At 54.7% G+C, this 23,690-nt stretch carries 25 protein-coding genes; 11 read left to right on the forward strand and 14 right to left on the reverse strand.

Annotated elements, in window-relative coordinates; translation table 11 throughout:
* The 6 genes from leuS to lon all read left to right on the forward strand — a co-directional run.
* Positions 1-2,226: leucine--tRNA ligase (gene leuS / locus D5S03_RS02515; protein WP_287042594.1), on the forward strand; the 2,226-nt coding region annotated here is incomplete at its 5' end.
* A 2-nt stretch (positions 2,227-2,228) separates the two neighbouring features.
* Entirely contained in the window at positions 2,229-2,753 is a 525-nt protein-coding gene (lptE, locus tag D5S03_RS02520) for an LPS assembly lipoprotein LptE (protein WP_287042595.1), read from the forward strand.
* A gap of 13 nt (positions 2,754-2,766) precedes the next feature.
* Positions 2,767-3,738: a DNA polymerase III subunit delta gene (holA, locus tag D5S03_RS02525; protein WP_008870394.1), complete on the forward strand. Its 972-nt coding sequence runs from the start codon at positions 2,767-2,769 to the stop codon at positions 3,736-3,738.
* A 32-nt stretch (positions 3,739-3,770) separates the two neighbouring features.
* Positions 3,771-4,451 (forward strand): RadC family protein, encoded by a 681-nt coding sequence (radC, locus tag D5S03_RS02530; RefSeq protein ID WP_040418268.1) that lies wholly within the window; start codon positions 3,771-3,773, stop codon positions 4,449-4,451.
* A gap of 84 nt (positions 4,452-4,535) precedes the next feature.
* Entirely contained in the window at positions 4,536-4,805 is a 270-nt protein-coding gene (locus D5S03_RS02535) for an acylphosphatase (protein ID WP_008870392.1), read from the forward strand.
* 201 nt (positions 4,806-5,006) lie between these two features.
* On the forward strand, positions 5,007-7,424 hold the full coding sequence (gene lon, locus D5S03_RS02540) for an endopeptidase La (RefSeq protein ID WP_008870391.1): 2,418 nt from the start codon (positions 5,007-5,009) through the stop codon (positions 7,422-7,424).
* Between the two features lie 349 nt (positions 7,425-7,773).
* On the opposite strand, the gene D5S03_RS02545 is transcribed toward lon, so the two are convergent.
* From D5S03_RS02545 to D5S03_RS02570, 6 genes are all read right to left on the reverse strand, one after another.
* The gene (locus D5S03_RS02545) at positions 7,774-9,030 is read right to left on the reverse strand and encodes an HD domain-containing protein (RefSeq protein ID WP_008870390.1); all 1,257 of its coding nucleotides are present in this window, start codon (positions 9,028-9,030) and stop codon (positions 7,774-7,776) included.
* 11 nt (positions 9,031-9,041) lie between these two features.
* Positions 9,042-9,977 (reverse strand): DMT family transporter, encoded by a 936-nt coding sequence (locus tag D5S03_RS02550; RefSeq protein ID WP_008870389.1) that lies wholly within the window; start codon positions 9,975-9,977, stop codon positions 9,042-9,044.
* 3 nt (positions 9,978-9,980) lie between these two features.
* Positions 9,981-10,670: an ABC transporter permease gene (locus D5S03_RS02555; protein WP_287042596.1), complete on the reverse strand. Its 690-nt coding sequence runs from the start codon at positions 10,668-10,670 to the stop codon at positions 9,981-9,983.
* Positions 10,671-10,677: 7 nt separating this feature from the next.
* The gene (locus tag D5S03_RS02560; RefSeq protein ID WP_008870387.1) at positions 10,678-11,373 is read right to left on the reverse strand and encodes an ABC transporter permease; all 696 of its coding nucleotides are present in this window, start codon (positions 11,371-11,373) and stop codon (positions 10,678-10,680) included.
* 83 nt (positions 11,374-11,456) lie between these two features.
* Positions 11,457-12,239 carry an L-arginine-binding protein AotJ gene (gene aotJ / locus D5S03_RS02565; RefSeq protein ID WP_287042597.1) on the reverse strand — a complete coding sequence of 261 codons (783 nt, stop codon included), beginning with the start codon at positions 12,237-12,239 and terminating at the stop codon, positions 11,457-11,459.
* A 42-nt stretch (positions 12,240-12,281) separates the two neighbouring features.
* Complete coding sequence (locus tag D5S03_RS02570) at positions 12,282-13,073, reverse strand: ABC transporter ATP-binding protein (protein ID WP_008870385.1); 792 nt, start codon at positions 13,071-13,073, stop codon at positions 12,282-12,284.
* A gap of 243 nt (positions 13,074-13,316) precedes the next feature.
* Between D5S03_RS02570 and rplM the strand changes: the two genes are divergently transcribed.
* From rplM to D5S03_RS02595, 5 genes are all read left to right on the forward strand, one after another.
* Complete coding sequence (rplM, locus tag D5S03_RS02575; RefSeq protein ID WP_008870384.1) at positions 13,317-13,745, forward strand: 50S ribosomal protein L13; 429 nt, start codon at positions 13,317-13,319, stop codon at positions 13,743-13,745.
* 20 nt (positions 13,746-13,765) lie between these two features.
* Positions 13,766-14,158, forward strand: a complete 393-nt coding sequence (gene rpsI / locus D5S03_RS02580) for a 30S ribosomal protein S9 (RefSeq protein ID WP_287042598.1) — start codon at positions 13,766-13,768, stop codon at positions 14,156-14,158.
* A 189-nt stretch (positions 14,159-14,347) separates the two neighbouring features.
* Complete coding sequence (locus tag D5S03_RS02585; RefSeq protein WP_008870382.1) at positions 14,348-14,902, forward strand: pyruvoyl-dependent arginine decarboxylase; 555 nt, start codon at positions 14,348-14,350, stop codon at positions 14,900-14,902.
* Positions 14,903-14,912: 10 nt separating this feature from the next.
* Positions 14,913-15,779 carry an agmatinase gene (gene speB, locus D5S03_RS02590; RefSeq protein WP_008870381.1) on the forward strand — a complete coding sequence of 289 codons (867 nt, stop codon included), beginning with the start codon at positions 14,913-14,915 and terminating at the stop codon, positions 15,777-15,779.
* 32 nt (positions 15,780-15,811) lie between these two features.
* Complete coding sequence (locus D5S03_RS02595) at positions 15,812-16,903, forward strand: deoxyhypusine synthase family protein (RefSeq protein ID WP_008870380.1); 1,092 nt, start codon at positions 15,812-15,814, stop codon at positions 16,901-16,903.
* 15 nt (positions 16,904-16,918) lie between these two features.
* On the opposite strand, the gene hisA is transcribed toward D5S03_RS02595, so the two are convergent.
* The 8 genes from hisA to D5S03_RS02635 form a co-directional block, all read right to left on the reverse strand.
* Positions 16,919-17,653 (reverse strand): 1-(5-phosphoribosyl)-5-[(5-phosphoribosylamino)methylideneamino]imidazole-4-carboxamide isomerase, encoded by a 735-nt coding sequence (hisA, locus tag D5S03_RS02600; RefSeq protein ID WP_008870379.1) that lies wholly within the window; start codon positions 17,651-17,653, stop codon positions 16,919-16,921.
* Positions 17,650-18,282: a hypothetical protein gene (locus D5S03_RS02605; protein ID WP_008870378.1), complete on the reverse strand. Its 633-nt coding sequence runs from the start codon at positions 18,280-18,282 to the stop codon at positions 17,650-17,652. Before D5S03_RS02605 ends, hisA begins: the two co-directional genes overlap by 4 nt.
* Positions 18,279-18,869 carry an imidazoleglycerol-phosphate dehydratase HisB gene (hisB, locus tag D5S03_RS02610; protein ID WP_287042599.1) on the reverse strand — a complete coding sequence of 197 codons (591 nt, stop codon included), beginning with the start codon at positions 18,867-18,869 and terminating at the stop codon, positions 18,279-18,281. The genes D5S03_RS02605 and hisB overlap by 4 nt, the downstream gene beginning before the upstream one ends.
* Positions 18,870-18,888: 19 nt before the next feature.
* The gene (tatC, locus tag D5S03_RS02615) at positions 18,889-19,641 is read right to left on the reverse strand and encodes a twin-arginine translocase subunit TatC (protein WP_502697108.1); all 753 of its coding nucleotides are present in this window, start codon (positions 19,639-19,641) and stop codon (positions 18,889-18,891) included.
* A 53-nt stretch (positions 19,642-19,694) separates the two neighbouring features.
* Positions 19,695-20,105 carry a Sec-independent protein translocase protein TatB gene (tatB, locus tag D5S03_RS02620; protein ID WP_287042601.1) on the reverse strand — a complete coding sequence of 137 codons (411 nt, stop codon included), beginning with the start codon at positions 20,103-20,105 and terminating at the stop codon, positions 19,695-19,697.
* Between the two features lie 19 nt (positions 20,106-20,124).
* On the reverse strand, positions 20,125-21,675 hold the full coding sequence (guaA, locus tag D5S03_RS02625) for a glutamine-hydrolyzing GMP synthase (RefSeq protein ID WP_008870374.1): 1,551 nt from the start codon (positions 21,673-21,675) through the stop codon (positions 20,125-20,127).
* Between the two features lie 75 nt (positions 21,676-21,750).
* Complete coding sequence (guaB, locus tag D5S03_RS02630) at positions 21,751-23,208, reverse strand: IMP dehydrogenase (RefSeq protein ID WP_008870373.1); 1,458 nt, start codon at positions 23,206-23,208, stop codon at positions 21,751-21,753.
* 135 nt (positions 23,209-23,343) lie between these two features.
* Positions 23,344-23,690: tetratricopeptide repeat protein (locus tag D5S03_RS02635; protein ID WP_287042602.1), on the reverse strand; the 347-nt coding region annotated here is incomplete at its 5' end.

Consider the following 23,690-nt stretch of genomic DNA (forward strand, 5'->3'; position numbering starts at 1 on the left):
AAGAACAACACCCATCCAGCCCACTGGACCTACCAGAACATCGACTACATGCGCAGCGAGCTCAAAAGGCTCGGATACTCCTACGACTGGAGCAGGGAGCTGGCCACCTGCCATCCTGGATATTACCAGTGGGAGCAGCTTTTTTTCCTCAAGTTCTATGAAAAGAACCTGGTTTACCGCAAAAAGGCCCCGGTCAACTGGTGTCCCACCTGTGTTACCGTCCTGGCCAACGAGCAGGTGGAGGCCGGGCAGTGCTGGCGCTGCGACTCCATGGTGGAAAAACGCGAACTCTCCCAGTGGTTTCTGCGCATAACAGATTATGCAGAAGAGCTGCTAAAAGACCTGGACCAGCTTTCAGGCGGCTGGCCGGAACGGGTCATCAGCATGCAGAAGAACTGGATCGGGAAAAGCACCGGCATGGAGATAGACTTTCCGGTTCAGGGGCTGGATGAAAAGATCACGGTCTTTACCACCAGGCATGACACCCTGTTCGGGGCCACCTTCATGAGCCTGGCCCCGGAGCATGAAATGGTGCCCCGGCTTATCCGGGACAACCCCGACCAGGAAAAAATCCAGGAATTTATCTCCAGGACCACCTCCCAGGCACACGAAGAGCGCACCGCAGACGATACGGAAAAGGAAGGCATATTCACCGGAAGCTACTGCATCAACCCGGCCACCGGGGAAAAAATGCCCATTTACTTAGCCAACTTCGTCCTGGCCGAATACGGTACCGGTGCAGTCATGGCCGTGCCTGCACATGACCAGAGGGACCTGGAGTTTGCGCGCAAATACAGTCTCCCGGTGCGGGTGGTGGTCAGCCCCCAAGGCATGGACGAACCTCTGCCAGAAGAGCTGGACGAGGCCTTTGCCGATCCGGGGCTGGCTGTCAATTCCGGGCGGTTCAACAACAAGCCTACTTCGCAGGTGCAGGAGGAGATAGCCGACTACCTGGAAGGACTTCAGGCCGGACGCAGGGCCGTCAACTATCGCCTGCGGGACTGGAACATCTCCAGGCAGCGCTTCTGGGGTGCTCCCATTCCGGTAATCTACTGTGAAAAATGCGGCATCGTTCCCGTACCTGCCGGCGAGCTGCCCGTTGTTTTGCCCCAGGAGGCTGAGCTGCCCAGGGACGGACGCTCCCCCCTTCCGGAAATGGAAAGCTTTATCCGGGTGGACTGCCCTGAATGCGGCCAAGAGGCCAGGCGGGAAACAGACACCATGGACACCTTTGTTGAATCCTCCTGGTATTTCGCCAGGTTCACCTCGCCTCGAAAGGCAGACGGTGCCTTTGATTCAGAAGCCATAAAATACTGGCTTCCTGTGGACCAGTACATAGGCGGGATTGAACACGCCATTTTGCATCTTCTTTATGCCCGTTTTTTTGTCAAGGCCCTGCGCGACCTTGGATACTGGGACCTGAATGAGCCCTTTGCCAATCTTCTCACCCAGGGCATGGTCCTCAAAGACGGGGCCAAGATGTCCAAATCCAAGGGCAACGTGGTGGACCCGGATGAAATGATAAGGCGCTTCGGAGCCGATACCGTCCGCCTCTACTGCCTGTTCGCCTCTCCCCCGGAAAAGGACCTGGAATGGAGCGATTCCGCCATTGAAGGCTCCTACAGGTTTTTAAACCGTCTCTGGAGGACTGTACACGAGCTGTCGGGAGTTATCTCCCCGGTTGGACCATGCCTGGCCATGGAAGGCCAGGGCCTGACCCCGGAAGAAAAAGAACTGCGGGCTGCCGAACACGAGGCCATGCGCCGGGCCACTCGGGACATGCTGGACAGGTTTCAGTTCAATACCGCCATTGCCGCCTGCATGGAACTTTTAAACACCATCGGCCAGCACCGTGAGTCCCTCAGACAAAGCCCCAGCGGGCCGCAGGTGCTATCATCGGCCCTGTCCACGGTTCTGACCGTGCTTGCACCCATTACCCCGCATATCTGCGAGGAACTCTGGTCGCACATGGGCTATCAGCACAGCCTGGCCTGGAGCAGGTGGCCGGAGTATGACCCCCGGGCCGTGGTTCGCCAGGAGATCACCGTGGTCATCCAGGTCAACGGCAAGCTTCGTTCCAGCATTAATGTTCCAGCGGAAATGGATCAGGAAGAACTTAAAAACCTCTGCCTCGAAGATGAAAAAGTCAAAAAGCATATCCAGGGCAAAGACGTGGTTAAAGTCATTTCTGTGCCCAAGAAGCTGGTGAACATAGTGGTGCGTTAAACATGCGTCTTGCAGCATTACTTTTTATATGTCTGACCCTTTGCGCCGGATGCGGCTACAACTTCGCCGGCATGACCCCGGTGGACATGCCGGAAGGGGTAAGCCGCCTGCACCTGGACCAGGTGAATAATCCCACCCAGGAGGCATGGCTTGAGCCTTACGTTCGCTCCAACTTCCGCGACGAGTTCTCCAGGCGGGCGGATATATCCTGGGTGGACCGGGAGCAGTCCCAGGCCTATATTGAGATAGACATTAAAAACTACAGGGTTTCCGATGATCTCACCGGCGCTGGAGACCGAACGGTTCGCTCCGACGTCAGGCTGGATCTGGAGGTGAACATGTACCATTCCCGGGACAACGAACTGCTGTGGTCCTCGGGCAGCGTCCGCGGCAGCAGTTCTTATTACCTGGCCCAGGATCAGGCCCCTGTACCCGGAGAAAGCACTCCAGGGGAAAGACAGGCTGCACAGGAAGCAGTTGAAGAAGCCCTGCGCCTGGCCACGGACCGGCTGGGCAGTGAATTTTGAGGCTGTTCACACCATGTCCAGACCCGGTTTTTACTTTTTTTTCTGCCCGGATGCGGGCCTTGTCAAAAGACAGATTCACAAAACCCTTGAACCATACGACCCGGACTCCTGGGAAATAAACACCCTCTGGAGCGATGACCCGGAGCTTGATCAGAAGCTGTGGAAGGCCCTGAACATGGCCAATATGATGGGACCTTCCAGAGTGGTTGTTGTCCGCAACTGCCAGGTCTTCAAAGATGCCCAGTGGAAAGCCCTGGCTCCGGCTCTCAAGGGATTCAAATCCGGAATCTGGCCTTTTTTCTGCCTGGAGGGCCAGTGGGATAAACAAAAACCCAAAATTCCAGCTGTCCTGGAAAATAAGAAGTTTTTCAAAATCGCCCGGGAAAGGGGCTGGATCTGGCAGTTTCCTGGAATTACCAGGCAGAACCTGCCCAGGTACCTGGAAAAAAGAGCCCGGGAAACCGGTCTTGTATTTGCTCCCGGTGTGCAGGAGAAACTGGTGAACATCCTGCCTCTTAACAGCCTGGGTGTGGACCAGGAACTGGAAAAGCTTCTTCTTCTGGCCAATGACCAGGGAAAAGTCGAGGCAGAGCACCTGGACATAGTCGAGCCCAGGGCCGACCTGGACATATTCGCCCAGATGCAGAGCATCCAGCAGGGGAAAAACATTACCCTGGTATGGCAAAAGTTTTTCAGGGATCAGCAGACAGGCCAGGAGGCCCTGTTCCCTTTTCTGGGGCTTCTTCTGCACGAGGCCCGTGTCCTGTGGCATCTGGCCGCCGGTGAAGAGGACAGGGTGTTTTTGTATCCCAGGACCAAAAACGAAAAAAAAAGGCTGGCCAGGCAGCTTGGCCCCCGAAATATCGCCCGGCTCTGGGACATGATCCTTGAAGCCGAAGCCGGAGTAAAATCAGGAACCATCCTTCAGGACCAGGCCCTGGAAAAGCTCACCGCCGATCTCTACCAGCTATTCAGGCAGAAGTGATCAGCCCCCTGGGCATGGAGAAGCGAGCGATTATGGATTCCCAGAAGCCGCACTATACAGGTCATCGCCAGAGACTGAAAAAGCGTCTCGACAACGATCCCTCCAGCCTGCAGGACTATGAAATCCTGGAGCTGGTCCTGGGGTACGCCCTGCCCAGGAAAGACACCAAACCCCTGGCCAAGGCCCTTCTCAACCGGTACCCCACCTTCAAGGACCTGCTGGCTGCAAGGCCCGGCGACCTGCAGGCTATTGACGGCATCGGTCCGGGTATTATTACATTTTTTAGACTCTGGGGAGAATTCTGGGCCAGGACGGACAGGTCCGGACTTAGTACCAGAAGCACCCTGGACTCCCCGGAAAAGGTGGCCCGCCTGGCCCGGTCCAGGCTTCAATTCAAGTCCATAGAAGAATTCTGGGCCATCATGGTGGACAATAAAAACCGGCTGATTGACTTTGAAAAAATGAGCCGGGGCACAGTGGATCAGGCTCCGGTCTTCCCCAGGGAAATCCTCACGGTTGCCCTGGAAAAAAGGGCCAGCGGGGTTATTCTGCTGCACAACCATCCCGGTGGCGACCCGCACCCCTCTTTTCAGGACCGGGAACTGACCAGAAAAATCAGGGAGGTATCAACAGCCCTGGGAGTAAGGCTTCTGGACCATGTGATTATTTCCGAGGACAGTTTTTTCAGTTTTCAGGAACACGGTTTTCTTTAATAACTCTCAATAGCCCGGGCCGGTCAGCAGACTGCTGCAGGCCCCTCAATTTGTCCAACGCCAAAAACCAACAGGAGAAAATCTATGAATTCCATGCATTGTATACTCAGCGGCAAGGTTCAAGGCGTTTTTTTCAGATCCTGGACCCAGGAACAGGCTCAAAGCCTGGGAGTAAAAGGCTGGGTAAGAAACCTGCACGATGGCCGGGTGGAAGTCCTGGCCCAGGGGGATGAGAATGCCCTGGCCGAATTCAAGAAAAGACTTATCCAGGGCTCTTCCATGAGCGAAGTAAAAGACATCAAGTGCGAGGACATGGAATACGACAAGACCTATTCCAAATTCGAGATCAGGTAAGCCTGCATCATCCTCGAGAAAAAAAGCTTCTTTGCATTGAAGCACGTCCAGTGCGATATTTGCGCTGACGAGCTTGACTAATGCCCGATACAGCTTACAATTGAAAATCAGGCCCGGCTGAGCGCCTGCAGGGCCTGATCACAGTTTTTTGCGTCCAGAAACCGGACACCCGGTATACATTTTTTCAGGAGAAAACTTGCCATGAGCGATGATAAGATATTTTTCGCCGAACCCGGGGAGATAGTTAATCCCGCGGAAGACAACCCAAAGTCTGAGAGCTCGGGCCAGGAGTCAGAGCTGGAGATACCCTCCAGCCTGCCGCTTCTGCCGGTGCGCGATATTGTGGTTTTCAACTACATGATCCTTCCCCTTTTCGTGGGGCGGGACAAAAGCATCCAGGCCATTGACCACGCCCTGAACAACAACCGCTACCTGCTTATCAGCACCCAGAAAGATGAACAGGTGGAAAATCCTGGTCCGGACGACCTGTACCAGACCGGTACCGTGGTCATGATCATGCGCATGCTGAAAATGCCCGACGGCCGCCTCAAGGTCCTGGTCCAGGGCATCAACAAGGCCAGGATCCGCAGATTCGTCCAGACGGATCCCATGGATATCGTGGAAATAGACGTGATCAAGGACAAGGAATTTACCGATCCCACTTCCGAGTCCGAAGCCCTTCTGCGGGCCGCCCGGGAGCAGAGTGAAAAGCTCCTGGGTCTTCGCGGTGTGGATGCTTCAGAGATCATGGCCGTTTTAAACAGTGTGGACGATCCGGGCCGCCTGGCCGACCTTGTGGCCTCCAACCTGAGGATGAAGCCCGCCGATGCCCAGCAGATCCTGGAGTGCGACGATCCTCTGCAGCGCCTGAAGATGGTCAACGAGCAGCTGGTGCGCGAGGTGGAGGTGGCCTCAATGCAGGCCAAGATCCAGAACATGGCCAAGGAGGGCATGGACAAGGCCCAGCGCGAATATTTCCTCCGGGAGCAGCTAAAAGCCATCCGCAAGGAACTGGGCGATGTCACCGAGAGCGGTGATGACCTGGAGCAGCTGCGCGAGTCCCTCAAAAAGGCCAGGCTCCCGGCCAAGGTGATGAAAGAGGCAGAAAAACAGCTCCAGAGGCTGGAAAACATGCACCCCGATTCAGCCGAGTCCACTGTGGCCAGGACATACCTGGAATGGCTGGTGGAAATCCCCTGGAAGAAGAAGACCAAGGACCGCCTGGATATAAAAGAGGCCCAGAAAATATTAAACGATGACCACTACGACCTGGAAAAGGTCAAGGAAAGGATCCTGGAATACTTGAGCGTGCGCAAGCTGAACCCCAGGATGAAGGGTCCCATCCTCTGCTTTGTGGGCCCCCCCGGCGTGGGCAAGACATCCCTGGGCCAGTCCATCGCCAGGTCCCTGAACAGAAAGTTCGTGCGCATGTCTCTGGGTGGAATGCGCGATGAGGCTGAGATTCGCGGCCACCGCAGGACCTACATAGGGTCCATGCCCGGACGTATCATCCAGAGCATGAAGGAAGCCGGCTCTGTCAACCCGGTCTTTATGCTGGACGAAATAGACAAGGTGGGCGCGGACTTCAGAGGCGACCCCTCCTCGGCCCTGCTGGAGGTTCTGGATCCGGAGCAGAACCACTCCTTCACCGACCATTACCTCAATGTCCCCTACGACCTGTCCAAGGTCATGTTCATCTGCACCTCCAATATCCTGGACACCATACCCTCGGCCCTTTTGGACCGCATGGAGGTTATCCGCATCCCCGGCTATACCGAACAGGAAAAGGTGCATATCGCCCGTAAATACCTCCTGCCCAGGCAGATAAAGGAAAGCGGGCTCAAGGAAAAGGACATCTCCCTTAGCGACGGCGTCTTAAAAGAGATTATCCGCAACTATACCCGGGAGGCGGGCCTCAGGAACCTGGAGCGCGAAATAGGCGCAGTATGCCGCAAAATCGCCAGACAGGTGGCTGAAGGCAAAAAAGGCCCCTTTCGCATCACCAGGAAAAAGGTGGACAAGCTCCTGGGCGTACCCAAGTATATGCCCGAGGACCGGGAAAAGGAACTGCCTGCAGGCGTGGCCATAGGCCTGGCCTGGACCGCTTACGGCGGGGAGATCCTGCATGTGGAGGTAAGCCTCATGCCGGGCAAGGGCAAGCTCATACTCACCGGCCAGATGGGCGAGGTCATGAAGGAAAGCGCCCAGGCGGCTCTAAGCTACGCCCGCAGTCGGGCCAAAACACTTGGTCTGGACGAAGACCTCCTGGACAAACGCGATATACACATTCACGTACCGGCCGGGGCCACCCCCAAGGACGGTCCTTCAGCCGGGCTGACCATGGTTTCCGCGCTTGTTTCGGCCCTGCTGGACAGGCCTTTGCCCGGGGATATAGGTATGACCGGGGAGATCACCCTTCGCGGCAGAGTGCTGCCTGTGGGGGGCATCAAGGAAAAAATCCTGGCTGCAGTGGCTTCCGGGGTCAAGACAGTGATTATTCCGGACTCCAACAAACGCGATTTCAATGAAATTCCTCCGGAGCTCAGGAAAACTATCCAGGTCAAAACAGTGGAAAATATGGACCAGATCTGGCCCATCCTGGATATAGCCAGGGATTAGGAAGAAAGGATACGTGTTGTCGCTTGAACAATTCACCACCTGATACAATTGGGCAAACCTCACTTCGGCTAATAGCCAGGGGCCGGGGGTTCGGCAAACTGGGCGTAAACTGTCTGAGCGACGTAGGCAGCGTTAATCAAAACCGTAAAACACCGAACTTGATTCAAAGCATAATAAAGAAAATATTCTGGATAAAAAAAACTTGTAGAGGTTTTGATTTACGCTGCCTTGGAGCGAGTTTTTACGTCCTGTTTGCCGAACCCCCGGACTACTGGCGCACCTTTCAGTGAATAACTTCTATTGTTCTTGCCACCAGAACGTATTAACTTTGTAAGTCACTCTGGCGGGTTCAATCAAAATCCGCCAGCAGGGCACCTATGTGCAGCCGTCCCAGCAGGTTTTCGCGCTGATAGCGGTTGCGTATCTTCCATTGCGCCTGCTGCAGCTGTTCATTGGTAATGCCGTTTCTGGTGGCGGTATAGGCCTCGATAAACGCCGCTAAATTATCGCACACCTTGAGCAGATGCCCGTCCCTGGGATCAAATTCGTCCCGGTTGTAGTTCTGGTGCAGTTCATCAGCATCCAGACTGAGCACCCTGCCTTTATCCACCACAGTGTTGTCGAACTCGGAATAATCCTGGTCCCCGAGGTAGTAACGCAGCCTGGCGGTGAGCTCGCTGTAGCCCGGTTCATCCAGGAGGCTGAAGACCCTCTGCTCCAGTTCCCTTTGTTCGTATTCCCGGATAAGGTCCTTGATCCTCTGCACCGACTGCTTGACAGGGGAAATAATGTCCCGGGTCAAAAGTTCCGGCAGGTCATGGATGAGACCTGCATAAAAATTATTCTGCCTGCGGCTGGAACAGGCACCTACGGACAAGCTGAAAAAATAGGCCAGGCAGGCTACGATGAACATATGCCCCAGAACCGATGTCTCCGGAATGCGCGGGGTCTGGGACCACCTCTTCTGGAATCTGAGCCTTCCGCAAAGATTCACCAGCCCTCCCAGGCCGTTTCGCGAACCCCCTGCGATTTCGCGCATGCCTGTTAAATCAAAGTGCTCTTTTAACAGCTCTTCAAAATTGGCCTCAATATCCTTTAGCTCATCATCACCGGGATTTACCCCCTTGATAAGGCCAAACTCCCAGCTGCTGGCAAAGATATGCGCGGCGCTGAGGATCTTGCCCGCCAGACCGGTGTCGTCAGGTTTTTGCAGGTATGCACAAAGTCCCTGCCAGAAATGGGCCCCCAAAGGCTGTACGCGGGGCTGCAACTGCTCCAGGACCCATTCTGTAAGCTGCTGATAGTGCTCAGGATTGGATTTTATACGGTAGAAAATGGGGGGCTTTATGTCGGTGATCACCAGCCGGTAAAGATATTCATAAATCCCTCCCTGGATAACCTCTTCGCCCAGGCGAAGCCTGTCATCAGCAGGCATGTCCCTGGAATTTAGAAGATAAAGAATGTAGGCCACAAACATCTTGTGCGCCTGCTTGTCCACCTCCACCAGTTCCACAGGACGCAGCTTGTCGTTCCAGCGTTTCATGAAGGACCCGGAAAAAATGAGCTGCAAAAGCCCCTTGCGCACGCTGGGATATTGTTCATGCATATTCGTACCTCTTAATGGGTCTGTTTAAAAAGCCTGCGTATTCTGTCCACCAGTACTTTTTTTACAGGATATACAGAATCCAGCTGGGCAGCAAGCATCCCGGCCAGCATCAGGGCACACCCGGCCCATCCCCTGGGGCTTAAGGCCTCTCCCAGGATGATCATCCCGGCGAAAACTGCAAAAACCGTCTCTAAGCTCAAAATCACTGCTGCATGCGTTGGCGGAGACCTTTTCTGGGCCACCACCTGCAGGGTAAAGGCCACGCCAACCGAAAGCACTCCTCCGTAAAGAATGGGCACTGCAGCACTTCTTACCATGTTCCAGGTAAGCTCTTCCAGGGCCAGGCCCACCAGAAGACTCAGCCCCGCACAGACCCAGAACTGCAGGGCCGCCAGACGCAGGACATCCATCCTGGGAGCCATCCAGCCTATGGCCAGGACATGCAGGGCGTACATGAAAGCACAGGCCAGCACCAGGCTGTCTCCCAGGCTGATGGTCAGACCATCGGTAATGGTCAGCAGATAAAGCCCGGTCACAGCCAGGACCGCCCCCACCCCGGCTCCGGCACCCGGCCTGAACCCCCACAGACAGCCTATCAGGGGGACTATGACCACGTAAAGCCCGGTGATGAATCCGGCCTTTCCAGCGGTGGTATAGATTATGCCCACCTGCTGCAGAATGCTGGCCACGAACAAAATAGTTCCGGACAAAAGACCGGCAAGGAGAATGGAAGGGCTCTTTTGCCCGGCGGCGGACGGCGGCCTGAGACTTCCGAAATAAAGAATCAGCGGGGTGAGGACCAGTGCCCCCAAGGCAAAGCGGATGCCCGTGTACATGAAAGGGCCCATGTGGTCCATGCCCACCTTCTGGGCCACAAAGGCCGAGCCCCAGATAAGGGCTGTCAAAAGGAGCAGCAGATCGCCCCGGAGATGATTTTTCCAGGACATGGACTAATGCTGACCCACTTGCAGGTAGGCGTTTATGCGGTTTTCAATTCTCTTGAATATCCACAGGATGCCATAGACCAGGACCAGGTATATTGCCGCAGCAGCCAGAAAGAGTTCGTAAAAGGCAAAGCTGCGTGCGGATATCTCCCTGGCCACTCCGGTGATATCCATGACCGTGATGATGGATACCAGGGAGGAGGCCTGAAGCAGAAAAATGACCTCGTTGGTGTAGGCCGGCCAGGCGATGCGCAGGGCCTTGGGAATGACAATGCGGCGGTAAAGAAGAAGCCCGGACATGCCGCAGGCCCGGGCAGCCTCCACCTCACCGCGGGGGACTCCCTGGATTCCGCCTCGGAAAATCTCCGCTGAATAGGCTGCAGTGTTCAGGGTAAGGGCCAGCACAGAGCAGAACCAGGGACTTTTGAAAAAATGCCACAGTCCCACCGAGTCCAGAAAGACCTGGAACTGCCCGCTTCCGTAATAGATGAGAAAAATCTGCACCAGCAGTGGAGTTCCCCTGAAGTAAAAAGTGAAGGCATAAACCGGCATCCACAGGCAGCGCAGCCTGGAGACCCGCATCACCGCCAGGGGGACGGCCAGGAGGAATCCCAGCAGAACACTTAAGAAAGTGATTTCCAGGGTGATTACTGCACCGCCAAGGAGCCTGGGCAGACTTTCAATGATGATTTCCATGTCCGCCTCAGTCGGTAATTATGCCGCGGCTGGCGCGTTTTTCAGCCCATTGCTGGACCAGGTTGGAGCCTATGGTGATAAAGAGATAGATCAGGGAAGCCGCAAAAAAGAAGGTGAATGGCTCCCGCGTGGCCCTGGCTGCAATGTCTGCGTTGCGCATGAGTTCCGGCAGCTGGATAACGGAAATTAGGGCCGTGGCCTTTATCAGCACCATCCACACATTGCCCAGGCCCGGCAGGGCAAAGCGCATCATCTGGGGAAGGACAACCCGTCTGAAGGTCAGGGCCGGGCTCATACCGCAGGCCCGGGCCGCCTCCACCTGCCCCCTGGGCACGGCCAGGTAGGCCCCGCGAAAAACCTCGGTGGAAAAAGCCCCGTAAATAAACCCTATAGTGGCCACCCCGGCCACAAAGGGATCAAAGGAGATGTAAACCGGCTGGCCGAACTTGGCGGATACATCCTGAATCAGGGTGGGCACCCCGTAATAGACCAGCAGGATAAGGATAAGTTCCGGGATACCGCGGATAACCGTGGTGTAGGTGTCGGCTGCAAAGCGCACCAGAGAGGACCTTGAAAACTTGCACAGCACCCCGATAAGCCCAAGACCCATGGCCAGGACCATGGAACAGAGTCCCACGTAAAGGGTCAGCTTTGCCCCCTGGAGCAAAAGCCAGCCGTAACCATGCAGGTCAAAAAAGGACATACAAGCTATGATCCCTGGAAAAAACAGGCCGGCCCCAGGACAACTATCTCCTGGTACCGGCCCGGTCTGCTCATGTTGAGGGGTTATTCGTCACCGTAAACATCGAAGTCAAAGTAGCTGTCGTTTATTTCCTGGTAGGTTCCATCTTCCCGGATATCCTGAATGGCCAGGTTGAAGGTCTCGCGCAGATCATCATCTCCCTGGCGCAGCGCTATACCAATGCCTTCTCCGAACCATTCCTCATCTGTGTAGCTGGGTCCGACAAACTCGTAATTCTGACCTTCCTCGGAATCCAGAAAACCGGTCTGGAGTACCACAGCATCGGCAAAGAGCAGATCCACCCGCCCGGATACGATGTCCATGTTGGCTTCTTCCTGGGTGGCATAGGAACGGATGTCCAGGACATCATCAAAATTGTCATTGATGAAGTTGGCGCTGACTGTGGCTCTTTGAACGCCCACTGACAGCCCTTCCAGATCATCCTTGCTGATCTCTATATCCCGGTCCTTGTGCTTAACGAACCTGGCCGGGGTCTGGTAGTATTTTTCGGTGAAGTCCACCCTTCTTTTGCGCTCCTCGGTAATGCTCATGGAGGCTATGATGGCATCGTAGTCCCTGGCCAGAAGGGCCGGGATAATGCCGTCCCAGCTCTGGGTCACGAACTCGCATTCCAGGTTGGCTGCTTCACACAGGGCCTTGGCGATATCAATGTCAAAACCCTTGAGGTTGCCCTGCTCATCCATGTAGTTGAATGGGGGATAAGCACCCTCGGTACCGATGCGCACCTTGTCCCGGGCCAGGGACGTACCTGCCAGCAGCATGCATCCAAGCAAAACCAGAGCCGTGATGTAAAAAAACCTTCTCATGTCTCCTCCTGTTTTGTGTTTGATATTGATCATGATAAGCACTTAAAAAAATCTGGACAGAAATTGCTTGCACCGCTCAGAACGGGGACAGGTAAAAACCTCTCCCGGCGGACCCTGTTCTTCAATGACCCCGGCATCCAGAAATATAACCTGGGAAGATACGTCCCGGGCAAAGCTCATTTCATGTGTGGCCAGAATCATGGTCCGGCCCTCCCGGGCCAGTTCCTGCAGCACCGAAAGCACCTCGCCCACCAGTTCCGGATCCAGGGCGGAAGTGGGCTCATCAAACAGCAGGGCCCTGGGCTCCATGGCCAGGGCCCTGGCTATGGCCGCTCTTTGCTGCTGCCCTCCAGAAAGCTGGGCCGGATAATAATGCGAGCGATCAGCTATGCCCACTTTTTCCAGATAAGCCATCCCCCTCTCCCTGGCCTCCTTTCTGGGAACTCTCAGAACATGCACCGGGGCTTCCATGACATTGTCCAGAACGCTCATGTGGGTCCAGAGATTGAAATGCTGAAAGACCATTCCCAGCCTGGTCCGGATTCGGTCCACCTGTCTGCGGTCTGCCGGCACTGGTACTCCGTGCCGGTTGACCTGCATACGGATCTGTTCTCCGCCCACGAATATATCGCCGGATGTGGGTATTTCCAGCAGGTTGATACAACGCAGAAGGGTACTCTTGCCGGATCCGCTGGAGCCGATCATGGAGATTACGTCCCCTTCACGGGCTGTTAAGGAAACACCCTTGAGTACGTGCAGGGAACCAAAGCTTTTGTGCAGGTTTCTCACGCCCAGGGCTGCCCGGGCTATTTCTGAAGAAGGCTCGTTTTCCACGTTGATCTGGTCCGGAAATGATTGGACAGGTTTTACAGACGCTCAGGAAAATTGTCTTTACGGCAGAAGATCCGGGTTCACCCCGGACATGTTTTTTTATGTAACCCCCTGCATGCGTGTCAAGATAAACTTGCAGAACCAGAAAAAAACCGGGACGGGAAATCTCAATTTTTACTGTTGACAGCAGGGGAAAAAATCGTCTAAGAATACTATTTTGCCAAAACGATTATGGAGCAGCAAACAATGAAGACTTACAGCCCCAAACCTGAAGATATCAAAAGAGACTGGTACGTGGTAGATGCCCAGGACAAGATTCTGGGCAGACTGGCCACCCGGATAGCCACCAAACTCAGAGGCAAGGACAAGCCCGAATTCGCCCCGCATATGGATATGGGCGATTTTGTGGTGGTGGTCAACGCCCAGCAGATCAAGGTAACCGGAGACAAGCTGGAACAGAAGAAATACTACTACCACACCGGTTATCCCGGCGGCATCAAGGAAAACTCACTGGACAGGATGCTGCAGAAAAAGCCGGAAGAAGTCATTAGAAAAGCAGTAGGCCGCATGCTGCCCAAGAACAAACTGGGCCGCAAGCTCCTTAAAAAGCTTAAAGTCTACTCCGGCCCCGAACACCCCCATGCCGCCCAGCAACCCAAAGTCATCCAGGATTAATACTTTTTGGAGCAAAAAAGATGAAGGAAGAATACTTTTACGGCAAAGGCAAGCGCAAGACTTCTACAGCCAGGACCAGGCTCTACAGCGGGTCCGGGCAGATACTGGTCAATGGAAGGCCCTACCAGGAGTATTTCCCCAGGGCCACACTGCAGATGGTCATCAATCAGCCCCTGAAGCTCACCCAGGCCACAGGCAAGTTCGATATCAAGATCAACGTCGATGGCGGCGGCCTGGCCGGGCAGGCCGAGGCAGTGCGCCACGGCATCAGCAGGGCCCTTCTGCAGGTGGACCAGGAAAACAGGCCTGTACTCAAGAAAGCCGGCCTGCTTACCAGGGATGCCAGGGTCAAGGAAAGAAAGAAATACGGCCAGAGAGGCGCCAGGGCCAAATTCCAGTACTCCAAGCGCTAACCACAGCACCGGCAGCATAAGCCTCACGCACACATTCAAGGCAGGGTCTCCGCCCTGCCTTTTTTATTGCCAGGTCAACTTTACAAGAGATATTCGCATTGACTTGCCGGCATGCTTTGAATATTTTTAAAGGTTTGACGCATGGTTGAAACCTGACATTTCAGCCAATCAATCAGGAGGAATTTGCCTATGCTCCAAAGACCTTTTGTTCCTTCCCGCGCTTTTTTTACCCGCGGCATAGGAAGACACAAGAACAAGCTGCAATCCTTTGAGCTGGCCCTGCGCGACGCGGGCATCGAAAAACAGAACCTGGTATATGTATCCAGTATATATCCGCCTTACTGTAAAATGATCTCTGTACAGGAGGGCATAAGCGAACTTCTGCCCGGGGAACTGACTTTTTGCGTCATGGCCAGAAACGCAACCAATGAAAAAGGACGCCTGGTAGGGTCTGCAGTGGGCATGGCCTTTCCGGCGGATGAAAGTCAGTACGGATATATTTCCGAGCATCACGCATTCGGGGCCGATGAAACAGAGATCGGCGACTTCGCCGAAGATCTGGCCTCCACAATGCTGGCTACCACCCTGGGCATCGATTTCGACCCGGAAAAGGACTATGATGAAAGAAGGCAGATATACATGATGAGCGGGCAGATAGTTGACTCTGCCTCGGCCCCCTGTGTAACCACCGGTGTGGCCGGCCTGTGGACCACCACCATTTCTGTGGCTGTATTTCTGCCCTGAGGCGGACACCATGTTTGATGATTTTCTGGACCTTGAAGGCAGCGGCGGGGACAATATCGTCCACGTCTGGCCGGTACCCTACCAGGGCACGGTCAGTTTCGACACCGGCACCAAGGACGGGCCCGAGGCCCTGTTTAAGGCCAGCTACCAGATAGAGCCCTATGACCCGGAACTGGATGCCGACATAAGCGATTACTGCAGTTTCAAAACGCTTCCCTTTCAAAGGCCTGTGGTCTCCGGACCCGGTCAGCTGCAGCAGGAAATGGATTTTTTCCTGGAAAAATTTGATCCCTGTAGAGATTTTATTTTGACCCTGGGGGGAGAGCATTCCATAGCCTTCCCCCTGATCCGGTTTTATTCCAGGGCTTATCCGGACCTGACGGTTCTTCAGGTGGATGCCCATGCCGACCTGAGATCAGACTTTCAGGGCAGCCCTTATTCCCATGCCTGCGTCATGTCCCGGGTCAGGGACCTGGGCCTCAAGACCGCCTCCCTGGGCATTCGCAGTATGGACCGGGACCAGGCTCAAATCATAAAAAACAGTCCATGCCGGATCATGGCCATGCATCCCTGGAACCTGCCCTCGCCGGCACAGGCGGCTGAAGCAGTCAAGGACTTTATCGGCTCCGGCCCTGTATATCTCACCTTTGACGCAGACGGCCTTGACCCGTCCATCATGCCCGGTACGGGCACTCCTGAGCCTGGGGGGCTCGAGTACACCTGGATAAACGATTTCTGGAAACATTTCTGGCCCGGTCCCAGACTGGTGGGAATGGATTTTTGCGAGCTGGCTCCGCGGCCGGGCAGCGTTTTGTCCGAGTCCGTGGGGGTCAAGTGCATTTTGAGGGTCCTGCTTAGCTACTTCAGGACAATTTAATACCCCCAATATCTAACCTTGCGGAGTTGACCATGACCAAACACGACATCCGCCCCATTGACAAACTGCAGAACCCCGATGAGCTGGGGTTTAAAGCCCTTGAGCCCCTTGACCCGGACAACATCCAGGATTTTGACCAGCTCCTGCAGGCCATGGAAAAAACTGCCTTCAGCGGCCGCAGCCTGGGAGAGGCTTTAAATGTACTCCAGGAGATGGTTACGGATCCGGACTGCCTGGTGGTGGGAACCTTCTCCGGGGCCATGACCGTGGCCAAAATGGGCAAGCTCCTGTGCAAGATGATAGATGAGGGCTGGATCAATGTGGTCATTTCCACCGGGGCGCTTATGGCCCACGGCTTTATCGAATCCATTGGGCTAAAGCACTACAAGTATGAAAAGCACAGAATGAATGACCAGGAGCTTTTCAAAATGGGCTTCAACAGGGTTTACGATACCCTGGAGCCGGAAATAAATTTTATGCGGGCCGAAGACATCGTTCATCAGGTGATGCAGGGCATTGACAAAGAAGAGCAGCTAAGTTCTGAAATCCTCTGCCGCAAGATCGGGCGCTACCTGGATGAAAACATTCCCGGACCCGGCATACTCAAAAGCGCTTACCAGCAAAACACTCCGGTATACATACCAGCCTTTACCGACTCGGAGCTGGCCTTAGACATTGCCACCCATATCCTGCGCCAGCAGGAAAAAGGCCCCACCCTGGAGCCGGATACTTATCCGCCCTTTCCCTTCAATCCCTTTCTGGACCTGTTCAGCTACACCAAAAAGATTACTGAAAGCAAAAAGATAGGTCTGTTCACCATAGGCGGCGGCGTACCCAGGAACTGGGCCCAGCAGGTCAGTCCTTTCCTGGAGATTGCCAGCCAGCGCCTGGAAAACTTGGAACTGCCGCTGCGCAGGTTTCAATACGGAGTTCGCATCTGTCCGGAACCGGTGCACTGGGGGGGACTCTCCGGCTGTACCTACCAGGAAGGGGTATCCTGGGGCAAATTCACCCCCAGGGAACAGGGGGGCAAATACGCGGAAATCTATTCAGACGCCACCATTGCCTGGCCCATTCTCATCAAGGGCCTGCAGGACAGGCTGGCCAAAAAGGGGCAACTCTGATCACTGACCTCTGATTTATGTCTCCTGCTTTGCAATCCAGTCCACCGCAGTCTTGAAATCAAGGCTGCCGCTGTAGATGGCCCGGCCGGTGATGACTCCTTCCAGGCCCTTGGGCCCCAGGTGATGGATCTCCTGGATATCTTCCAGGGTGGAGATCCCTCCGGCAGCTATGACCGGCCTGTCTGTAAGCTTGAGTACATGTTCCAGGGCTGCAACATTCACCCCGGACTGCATGCCATCCCGGGCGATGTCCGTATAGATGAAAAACGAGGCTCCCATGGACTCCAGCTCCGGGATGACCTGGTCCACATCCAGGCCGGTATCCTCAACCCAGCCCCTGGATTTGAGTCTGCCGTCCCTGGCATCCAGGGAAACGCCAATCCGGCCCGGAAAACTGCTGCTAAGCTCCCTGAACCCATCCTTTTCCTCCAGGGCCATGGTCCCGATGATGAGCCTTTTAACTCCTGCATCAATGTAAGCCTGGGCCGTATCCAGATCCCTTATGCCTCCGCCCAGTTGAACCGGGATTTTGATCCTGGAGCAGATGTCCGCTATGAGATTTCTGTTGACTGGCTTCCCGGAAAAAGCCCCGTCCAGGTCCACCAGATGCAGCCACTTTGCCCCCAGCCTCTCCCAGTGCTCGGCCATGGCCCCCGGGTCTGCGGAAAAGACGGTCACCTCGTTTTCCAGACCCTGCCTCAGTCGCACACACTGGCCATTCTTGATATCTATCGCCGGAAAAATAATCATAGTCCAAGCTCCCTTACGCCTTGCTCCAGTCCTTCATTGGCCAGCTGCCTGGCTGATATCCACTTGCCTCCACGCCTGAAAAACTTGCCTGCGCTGGAAAGATCCTCGAGAAGTGCAAACTGTCTTTCATCGAAAAAGAACCTCTGCAACTGCAGGTCCTGCAGGTCTATAAGATTCAGTTCCATCACCACCGCGGCCGGTTCCTGGACCCCCAGAGGTCCACCGATGCGCTCCCTCCACTCAAAAACAAAGGGCACCAGAATATAATCAGCAGGAATGCACTTGCCCACCTGGACCCAGAAATGAAAGGCCGAGCTTTCAGGGCGGGTATCTGCAGCCACAAGCTCTTTGCACTGCTTGACCATTTCCGGGTAAACGATCTTCTGCCGGCTTTGCCTGAGCAAAGCGGCCAGATCACTGTCCAGCTTTTCTATGACGTCCTTGTCGATTTTTTTCTGGTCAACAGTAATATGGTTGGTGATCATCTCCCAGCGATGCTTGGGCTGGCTGAAACCGGCCACAGCCACTACTGCATCCTCAGGAGGGTAATGCACCGGCTCCCTGGGAGCACAGGCCGTAAGGGCCAGGATAATCACTCCTGTAATCAGGATTATGCATCTCTGAATCAATCCAGGACCCCCTTGGTACTTAGAAGCTCGGTCCTGTCCAGGGCAACCGCCTGACGCAGTGCCAGCCCCAGGGACTTGAAAGCTGCTTCCATGAGGTGGTGTCCGTTTTGTCCGTAATTAAAACACAGGTGCAGATTCATTGCACTGTTGCAGGCCAGGGACTTGAAAAACTCTCTGTATACATCTTTTTCCTCTCCAGCCACTATCGCCGGGAGTATCTGCTCCCCGTGATACACCAAGTATGGCCGCCCGGAAATGTCCAGCACGCACCGGCAAAGGGCTTCGTCCAGGGGCACACTGGCCTGGCCCACCCGGTTTATGCCCTTTTTGTCCCCCAGAGCCTTTGCCAGGGCCTGCCCCAGGCAGATTCCCACGTCTTCCAGGCTGTGATGGGCATCCACATGCAGATCCCCCCGGCACTGCACGTTCAGGCCGAACCCTGCCCAATGCGCCATCAAAGTCAGCATATGGTCGAAAAAGCCCACCCCGGTCTGGACCTTGACGCCCTGTTCTTCCCCGGCATCCAGAACCAGATCCAGCTCTACATCAGTCTCCAGCGTTTTCCTGTGAATACTTGCCTGCCGCATATTATCTCTCTATTTTTTATCAGGGCTCATCATCGTCTTGGTCATCATCTTCTTTTTTACCCCGGAATTTTCGCTCCCGGCCCCAGATATAGGCCACCCAGATGCTCACCTCGTACAAAAGAATCAACGGGCCGGACATGAGCACCTGGCTGATGATATCCGGAGGGGTCAGAAAAGCCGCCGCCAGAAAAATGACCAGTACCGCGTACTTGCGCTGTTTGCGAAGCCCCTTGGAACTGACTATGCCCAGCCTGGCCAGAAAAAAGATGAACAGGGGCAGTTCAAAGGCGATGCCGAAGGCAAACAAAAGCTTCACTGCAAAGCTGAAATACTCCCGCAGAGAAGGCATGGGCTGGATCATTTCGTTGGCAAACCCGACGAAAAACTGAAAACCTATGGGAAAGACCACGAAATACCCGAAAAGCGCCCCCACCACAAAAAATAAAGCGGAAATAAAGGCAATGGGTATGATGAACTTGCGCTCCGTATCATACATTCCCGGGCCCACAAAGCGCCAGATCTGGTAAAAAATGTACGGACTGGCCAGAAACACCCCGGCCACCAGGGACACCTTGAGGTAGGTAAAAAAGGCCTCTGGCAGGCCGGTAAAAATCATGGAGCTGGCTTCAGGCAGCACCTTGACCAGAGGCTGCATTAAAATATCAAAAAGCCTTTCCTTGAAGGCGTAACAGATAAGAAATCCCACAAAGGCCGCGATAATGATGCGAAACAGTCGGTACCGCAGCTCTTCCAGGTGTTCGGTAAAGGTCATGCCCTCTTCTTCGGGCATTTCCTCTTCAGTGGTCTCTTGATCGTGCTCGGTTGTCATGACCTGGTTTCAGCCTCTTTATCATTTTCCTTGGCGGTTTTTTCTGATTCTGCCTGCTCTTCACTGCCTGCTTTTTCCTCAGCCTGTTCTTTTTGTCCGGATTCTTCCGGATTCGGCTCCGGGGAAGGCTTTTCCTCGCTTTGATCCTTAATTTCTTCCTCCGGCTCGGCCTCCTTTTTCTTCGCCGCCTTTTTTTCCATTTTCTTTTTCAGCCTGGTCTGCCGATCCTTGTCCTCTTCCTCCTGGGCCTCCAGATCTATGGTCCTTTTAACGTCAGTAGTCACTCTTTTGAACTCGGCCAGGGTTTTTCCCAGGGATCTGGCTATTTCCGGAAGCTTCTTGGGCCCCAGGACCAGAAGGGCCACCACCAGAATCACCAGGATTTCTGTCGTTCCTATTCCAAACATGACGCATTACCCCTTGGGTCTATTCCCACTCTATGGTGCTTGGAGGCTTGGAGGAAATATCAAAGACCACCCTGTTTACTCCCTGCACCTCATTTATAATCCGGTTGGAGATCCTGGCCAGAATTTCCGGGGGAATCCTGCTCCAGTCGGCGGTCATGGCATCAATGCTGTCCACAATGCGCAGGGCCACCACGTGTTCGTAAGTCCTCTCGTCTCCCATGACCCCCACCGTCTTCAGGGGCAAAAGCACGGCAAACCCCTGCCACACCCGGGTATACCAGTTGGATGCGAAAAGCTCGTTTTGCACAATGCGGTCGGACTTGCGCAGTATTTCCAGCCTTTCCGGGGTGATGGTGCCGATGACCCTTATGGCCAGGCCGGGTCCGGGAAAGGGATGCCGCCAGACAATGGTGTCGGGTATGCCCAGCTCCACAGCCACCTTGCGCACCTCGTCCTTGAACAGCTCCCGCAGAGGCTCCACCAGCTTCAGGTCCATCTTTTCCGGCAGCCCCCCCACATTGTGATGGCTTTTTATTACCGCTGAAGGACCCTTAAAGGAGACGCTCTCGATAACATCCGGATACAGGGTGCCCTGGGCCAGCCATTTGACATCCGGAATGGATTTGGCCTCTTTTTCAAAAACCTCGATAAATGTGTGCCCGATAATCTTTCTTTTTTCCTCCGGGTCCTTGACCCCGTGCAGCCGGGAAAGAAAAAGATCCTGGGCCTCTACGTGCTTCAGGTTCAAGTCAAAATGCTTTGTCAGGCTCTCCACCACTTCCAGAGCTTCATTGTGCCGAAGCACTCCATTGTCCACCAGGATACAGTGCAGACGCTTGCCGATGGCCTTATGCAGCAGAACAGCCACCACAGTGGAGTCAATACCTCCGCTCAGGCCGCAGACCACCTGCTCGTCATCAGGAATCATCTCCCGTATCTCCTGGATGCAGTCCTGGATAAAGGAGGTCATGGACCAGTCCGGAACCAGACCGGCCACTTTAAAAAGAAAATTGTGCAGAATTCGGTAGCCCTCTTCGGTGTGGGCCACCTCGGGATGAAACTGCAGACCGTATATCTTTTGTTGAGAATCGCCCACAGCGGCTATTTCCACGCTGGAGGTGCGCCCCAGCACTTCAAATCCCGGCGGAGGTGTGAGAACCGTGTCCCCGTGAGACATCCAGACCGTCAGTCCATCCTTGTCTCCCAGTCCCTCCCACAGGGGACAATCACTGACAAACTCAAAGCTCGCCCTGCCGTACTCCCGGTTGCGGGCCGGCTCTACCTGGCCCCCGAAAAGATGGGCCATGAGCTGCATCCCGTAACAGATGCCCAGGATGGGAAGACCCAGCTGAAAAACTCCCTGATCCACCTGAGGCGATTCCTCTCCAGCCACGCTCGAAGGCCCGCCGGACAACACCAGGGCCGAGGGCTGCATGGCTTTTAGATCTTCCAGGCTGACGGTACAGGGATGAATCTCTGAATATATCCCGGATTCCCGGATTCTTCTGGCAATAAGCTGGGTATACTGGGAACCGAAATCCAGAATAATGACTTTGTTTTGAACTTGCATGCCCTTTATGCCTCGTGAAGAAATTTTGTGACTGTCACGCCGGGAAAGCAGTCCCGGGGGACCGCCGCCTCCGGCTTAATAGTTCTCTATACGGTAGTTGGGGGCTTCCTTGGTGATGATTACGTCGTGGACGTGGCTTTCGCGGTAGCCGGCCGGGGTCATGGTCAGAAAACGCCCCTTTTCATGCAGTTCCTGAACCGTGGCGCATCCCAGATAGCCCATGCCGGACTGCACACCGCCTATGAGCTGGTACACGGTATCTCCGGCAGGACCCTTGAAAGGTACCCGTCCCACAATGCCTTCGGGTACCAGTTTGCTGCTTTTTTCCTGAAAATAGCGGTCGCTGCTGCCCTCGCGCATGGCGTCTATGGAACCCATGCCACGGTAAATCTTGTACGTACGTCCCTGGTAGAGAATTGTTTCTCCCGGGCTTTCCTGAGTCCCGGCCAGCATACTGCCCATCATCACTGTATCGGCTCCCGCCACCAGAGCCTTGATCACGTCCCCGGAGAACTTGACCCCGCCGTCGGCAATTACGCAGCAGCCCTTTTCCCGGCAGGCCCTGGTACACTCCATGATGGCAGTCACCTGGGGCACACCGACTCCTGCAACCACCCTGGTAGTGCAGATGGATCCCGGACCGATGCCCACCTTTACCGCATCCACTCCGGCATCCACCAAAGATTTTGCTCCTTCGTAGGTGGCCACATTTCCTGCGATGAGCTGACAGTCCGGATAAGAAGCCTTGATATCCCTGATGCCCTGAATGATATTTCTGGAATGACCATGCGCCGAATCAAGAACTATAAAATCCGAACCGGCCTTGATGAGAGCCTCCACCCTGGCCATCTTGTCCTCGCCTGTGCCTACGGCTGCTCCCACCCTGAGCCTGCCCATTTCATCCTTGCAGGCATTGGGATACTTCTTGATTTTCTCAATATCCTTTATGGTGATAAGGCCTTTAAGTCCGCCTCCTTTTTCCACCACCAGGAGCTTTTCAATCTTGTTTTTCTGCAGAATGTCCTTGGCTTCCAGCAGGGTCGTACCCACCGGGACAGTGACCAGATCGCCGCTGGTCATGACCTGGTCCACCCTGGTCCTGAGATCGCTTACAAAGCGTACGTCACGGTTGGTGACAATGCCCACCAGCCGGCCGTCTTCCTCTACAGGCAAACCGGAAATACGGTATTCGGACATGAGACGCAGAACTGTTTCCACATCATCGCCCGGATGTACAGTAACCGGGTCGACAATCATGCCGCTCTCGGATTTTTTTACCCGCTCCACCTCCTGACTCTGCTCCTCGATGCCCATGTTCTTATGCACCACGCCAACTCCGCCGGAACGGGCCATGGAGATAGCCATTTCAGCTTCGGTAACCGTATCCATGGCTGCGCTGAGCAAAGGGATATTGAGTTCTATCTTGGGGGTAAGCCGGGTCTTGAGGCTGGTTTCTTCAGGCAGGACCTCGGAATAATCCGGCACCAGCAAAACATCGTCAAAGGTTAATCCCTGGCCCCATATCTTTTCCATGACCCCTCCAGTAAGTTTGTAAAGACTGCCCTAGTATCTCGAAAAACTTATTCCTGTTAGCGGTAATCTCCTGTCCATGTCAAACGCCAAAACAACGCCTTTTAGCCGGAAAATCCCAGGACAAAAAAACACCTGTCATATTCCTTCGCCGGGAGCAGGTGTTTCCAGTTCCTGGCGTACTCTTTCCAGTAGCTCCGGGTGGTCAGGATCTATTTCAATAATTTTTTCCAGATGCTCCCGGGCCTTTTCCGGTTCATCAAGATAATACTTGTAAATGATGGCCAGATTGAAGTGTCCCTGATGGTTTTCGGGGTTTAGCTCAAGAAGCCTCTCAAACTTCTCCCTGGCTTCATCATGCCGCTGCATCTGAAACAGGGTAAACCCTGCCTGGTTCAGGGCCAGCTGGTTGTCTGGATCCACACTCAAAGCCCTTCTCCAGAATGAAAGAGCCTTATCCCAGTCCTGGTTCTGCATAAAAAAGC

The organism is Desulfonatronospira sp. MSAO_Bac3 (assembly GCF_003838035.1).
Classification (GTDB): Bacteria; Desulfobacterota; Desulfovibrionia; order Desulfovibrionales; family Desulfonatronovibrionaceae; genus Desulfonatronospira; species Desulfonatronospira thiodismutans.

Coding starts and splice junctions, on each gene's coding strand:
- speB (WP_008870381.1), top strand. CDS start 14,913: ATGTTTGATGATTTTCTGGACCTTGAAGGCAGCGGCGGGGACAATATC.
- aotJ (WP_287042597.1), bottom strand. CDS start 12,239: ATGAGAAGGTTTTTTTACATCACGGCTCTGGTTTTGCTTGGATGCATG.
- holA (WP_008870394.1), top strand. CDS start 2,767: ATGTCCAGACCCGGTTTTTACTTTTTTTTCTGCCCGGATGCGGGCCTT.
- rplM (WP_008870384.1), top strand. CDS start 13,317: ATGAAGACTTACAGCCCCAAACCTGAAGATATCAAAAGAGACTGGTAC.
- hisA (WP_008870379.1), bottom strand. CDS start 17,653: ATGATTATTTTTCCGGCGATAGATATCAAGAATGGCCAGTGTGTGCGA.
- D5S03_RS02545 (WP_008870390.1), bottom strand. CDS start 9,030: ATGCATGAACAATATCCCAGCGTGCGCAAGGGGCTTTTGCAGCTCATT.
- D5S03_RS02535 (WP_008870392.1), top strand. CDS start 4,536: ATGAATTCCATGCATTGTATACTCAGCGGCAAGGTTCAAGGCGTTTTT.
- tatB (WP_287042601.1), bottom strand. CDS start 20,105: ATGTTTGGAATAGGAACGACAGAAATCCTGGTGATTCTGGTGGTGGCC.
- lon (WP_008870391.1), top strand. CDS start 5,007: ATGAGCGATGATAAGATATTTTTCGCCGAACCCGGGGAGATAGTTAAT.
- rpsI (WP_287042598.1), top strand. CDS start 13,766: ATGAAGGAAGAATACTTTTACGGCAAAGGCAAGCGCAAGACTTCTACA.
- guaA (WP_008870374.1), bottom strand. CDS start 21,675: ATGCAAGTTCAAAACAAAGTCATTATTCTGGATTTCGGTTCCCAGTAT.
- D5S03_RS02550 (WP_008870389.1), bottom strand. CDS start 9,977: ATGTCCTGGAAAAATCATCTCCGGGGCGATCTGCTGCTCCTTTTGACA.
- hisB (WP_287042599.1), bottom strand. CDS start 18,869: ATGCGGCAGGCAAGTATTCACAGGAAAACGCTGGAGACTGATGTAGAG.
- D5S03_RS02595 (WP_008870380.1), top strand. CDS start 15,812: ATGACCAAACACGACATCCGCCCCATTGACAAACTGCAGAACCCCGAT.
- lptE (WP_287042595.1), top strand. CDS start 2,229: ATGCGTCTTGCAGCATTACTTTTTATATGTCTGACCCTTTGCGCCGGA.
- D5S03_RS02585 (WP_008870382.1), top strand. CDS start 14,348: ATGCTCCAAAGACCTTTTGTTCCTTCCCGCGCTTTTTTTACCCGCGGC.
- D5S03_RS02560 (WP_008870387.1), bottom strand. CDS start 11,373: ATGTCCTTTTTTGACCTGCATGGTTACGGCTGGCTTTTGCTCCAGGGG.
- radC (WP_040418268.1), top strand. CDS start 3,771: ATGGATTCCCAGAAGCCGCACTATACAGGTCATCGCCAGAGACTGAAA.
- guaB (WP_008870373.1), bottom strand. CDS start 23,208: ATGGAAAAGATATGGGGCCAGGGATTAACCTTTGACGATGTTTTGCTG.
- tatC (WP_502697108.1), bottom strand. CDS start 19,641: ATGACCTTTACCGAACACCTGGAAGAGCTGCGGTACCGACTGTTTCGC.
- D5S03_RS02555 (WP_287042596.1), bottom strand. CDS start 10,670: ATGGAAATCATCATTGAAAGTCTGCCCAGGCTCCTTGGCGGTGCAGTA.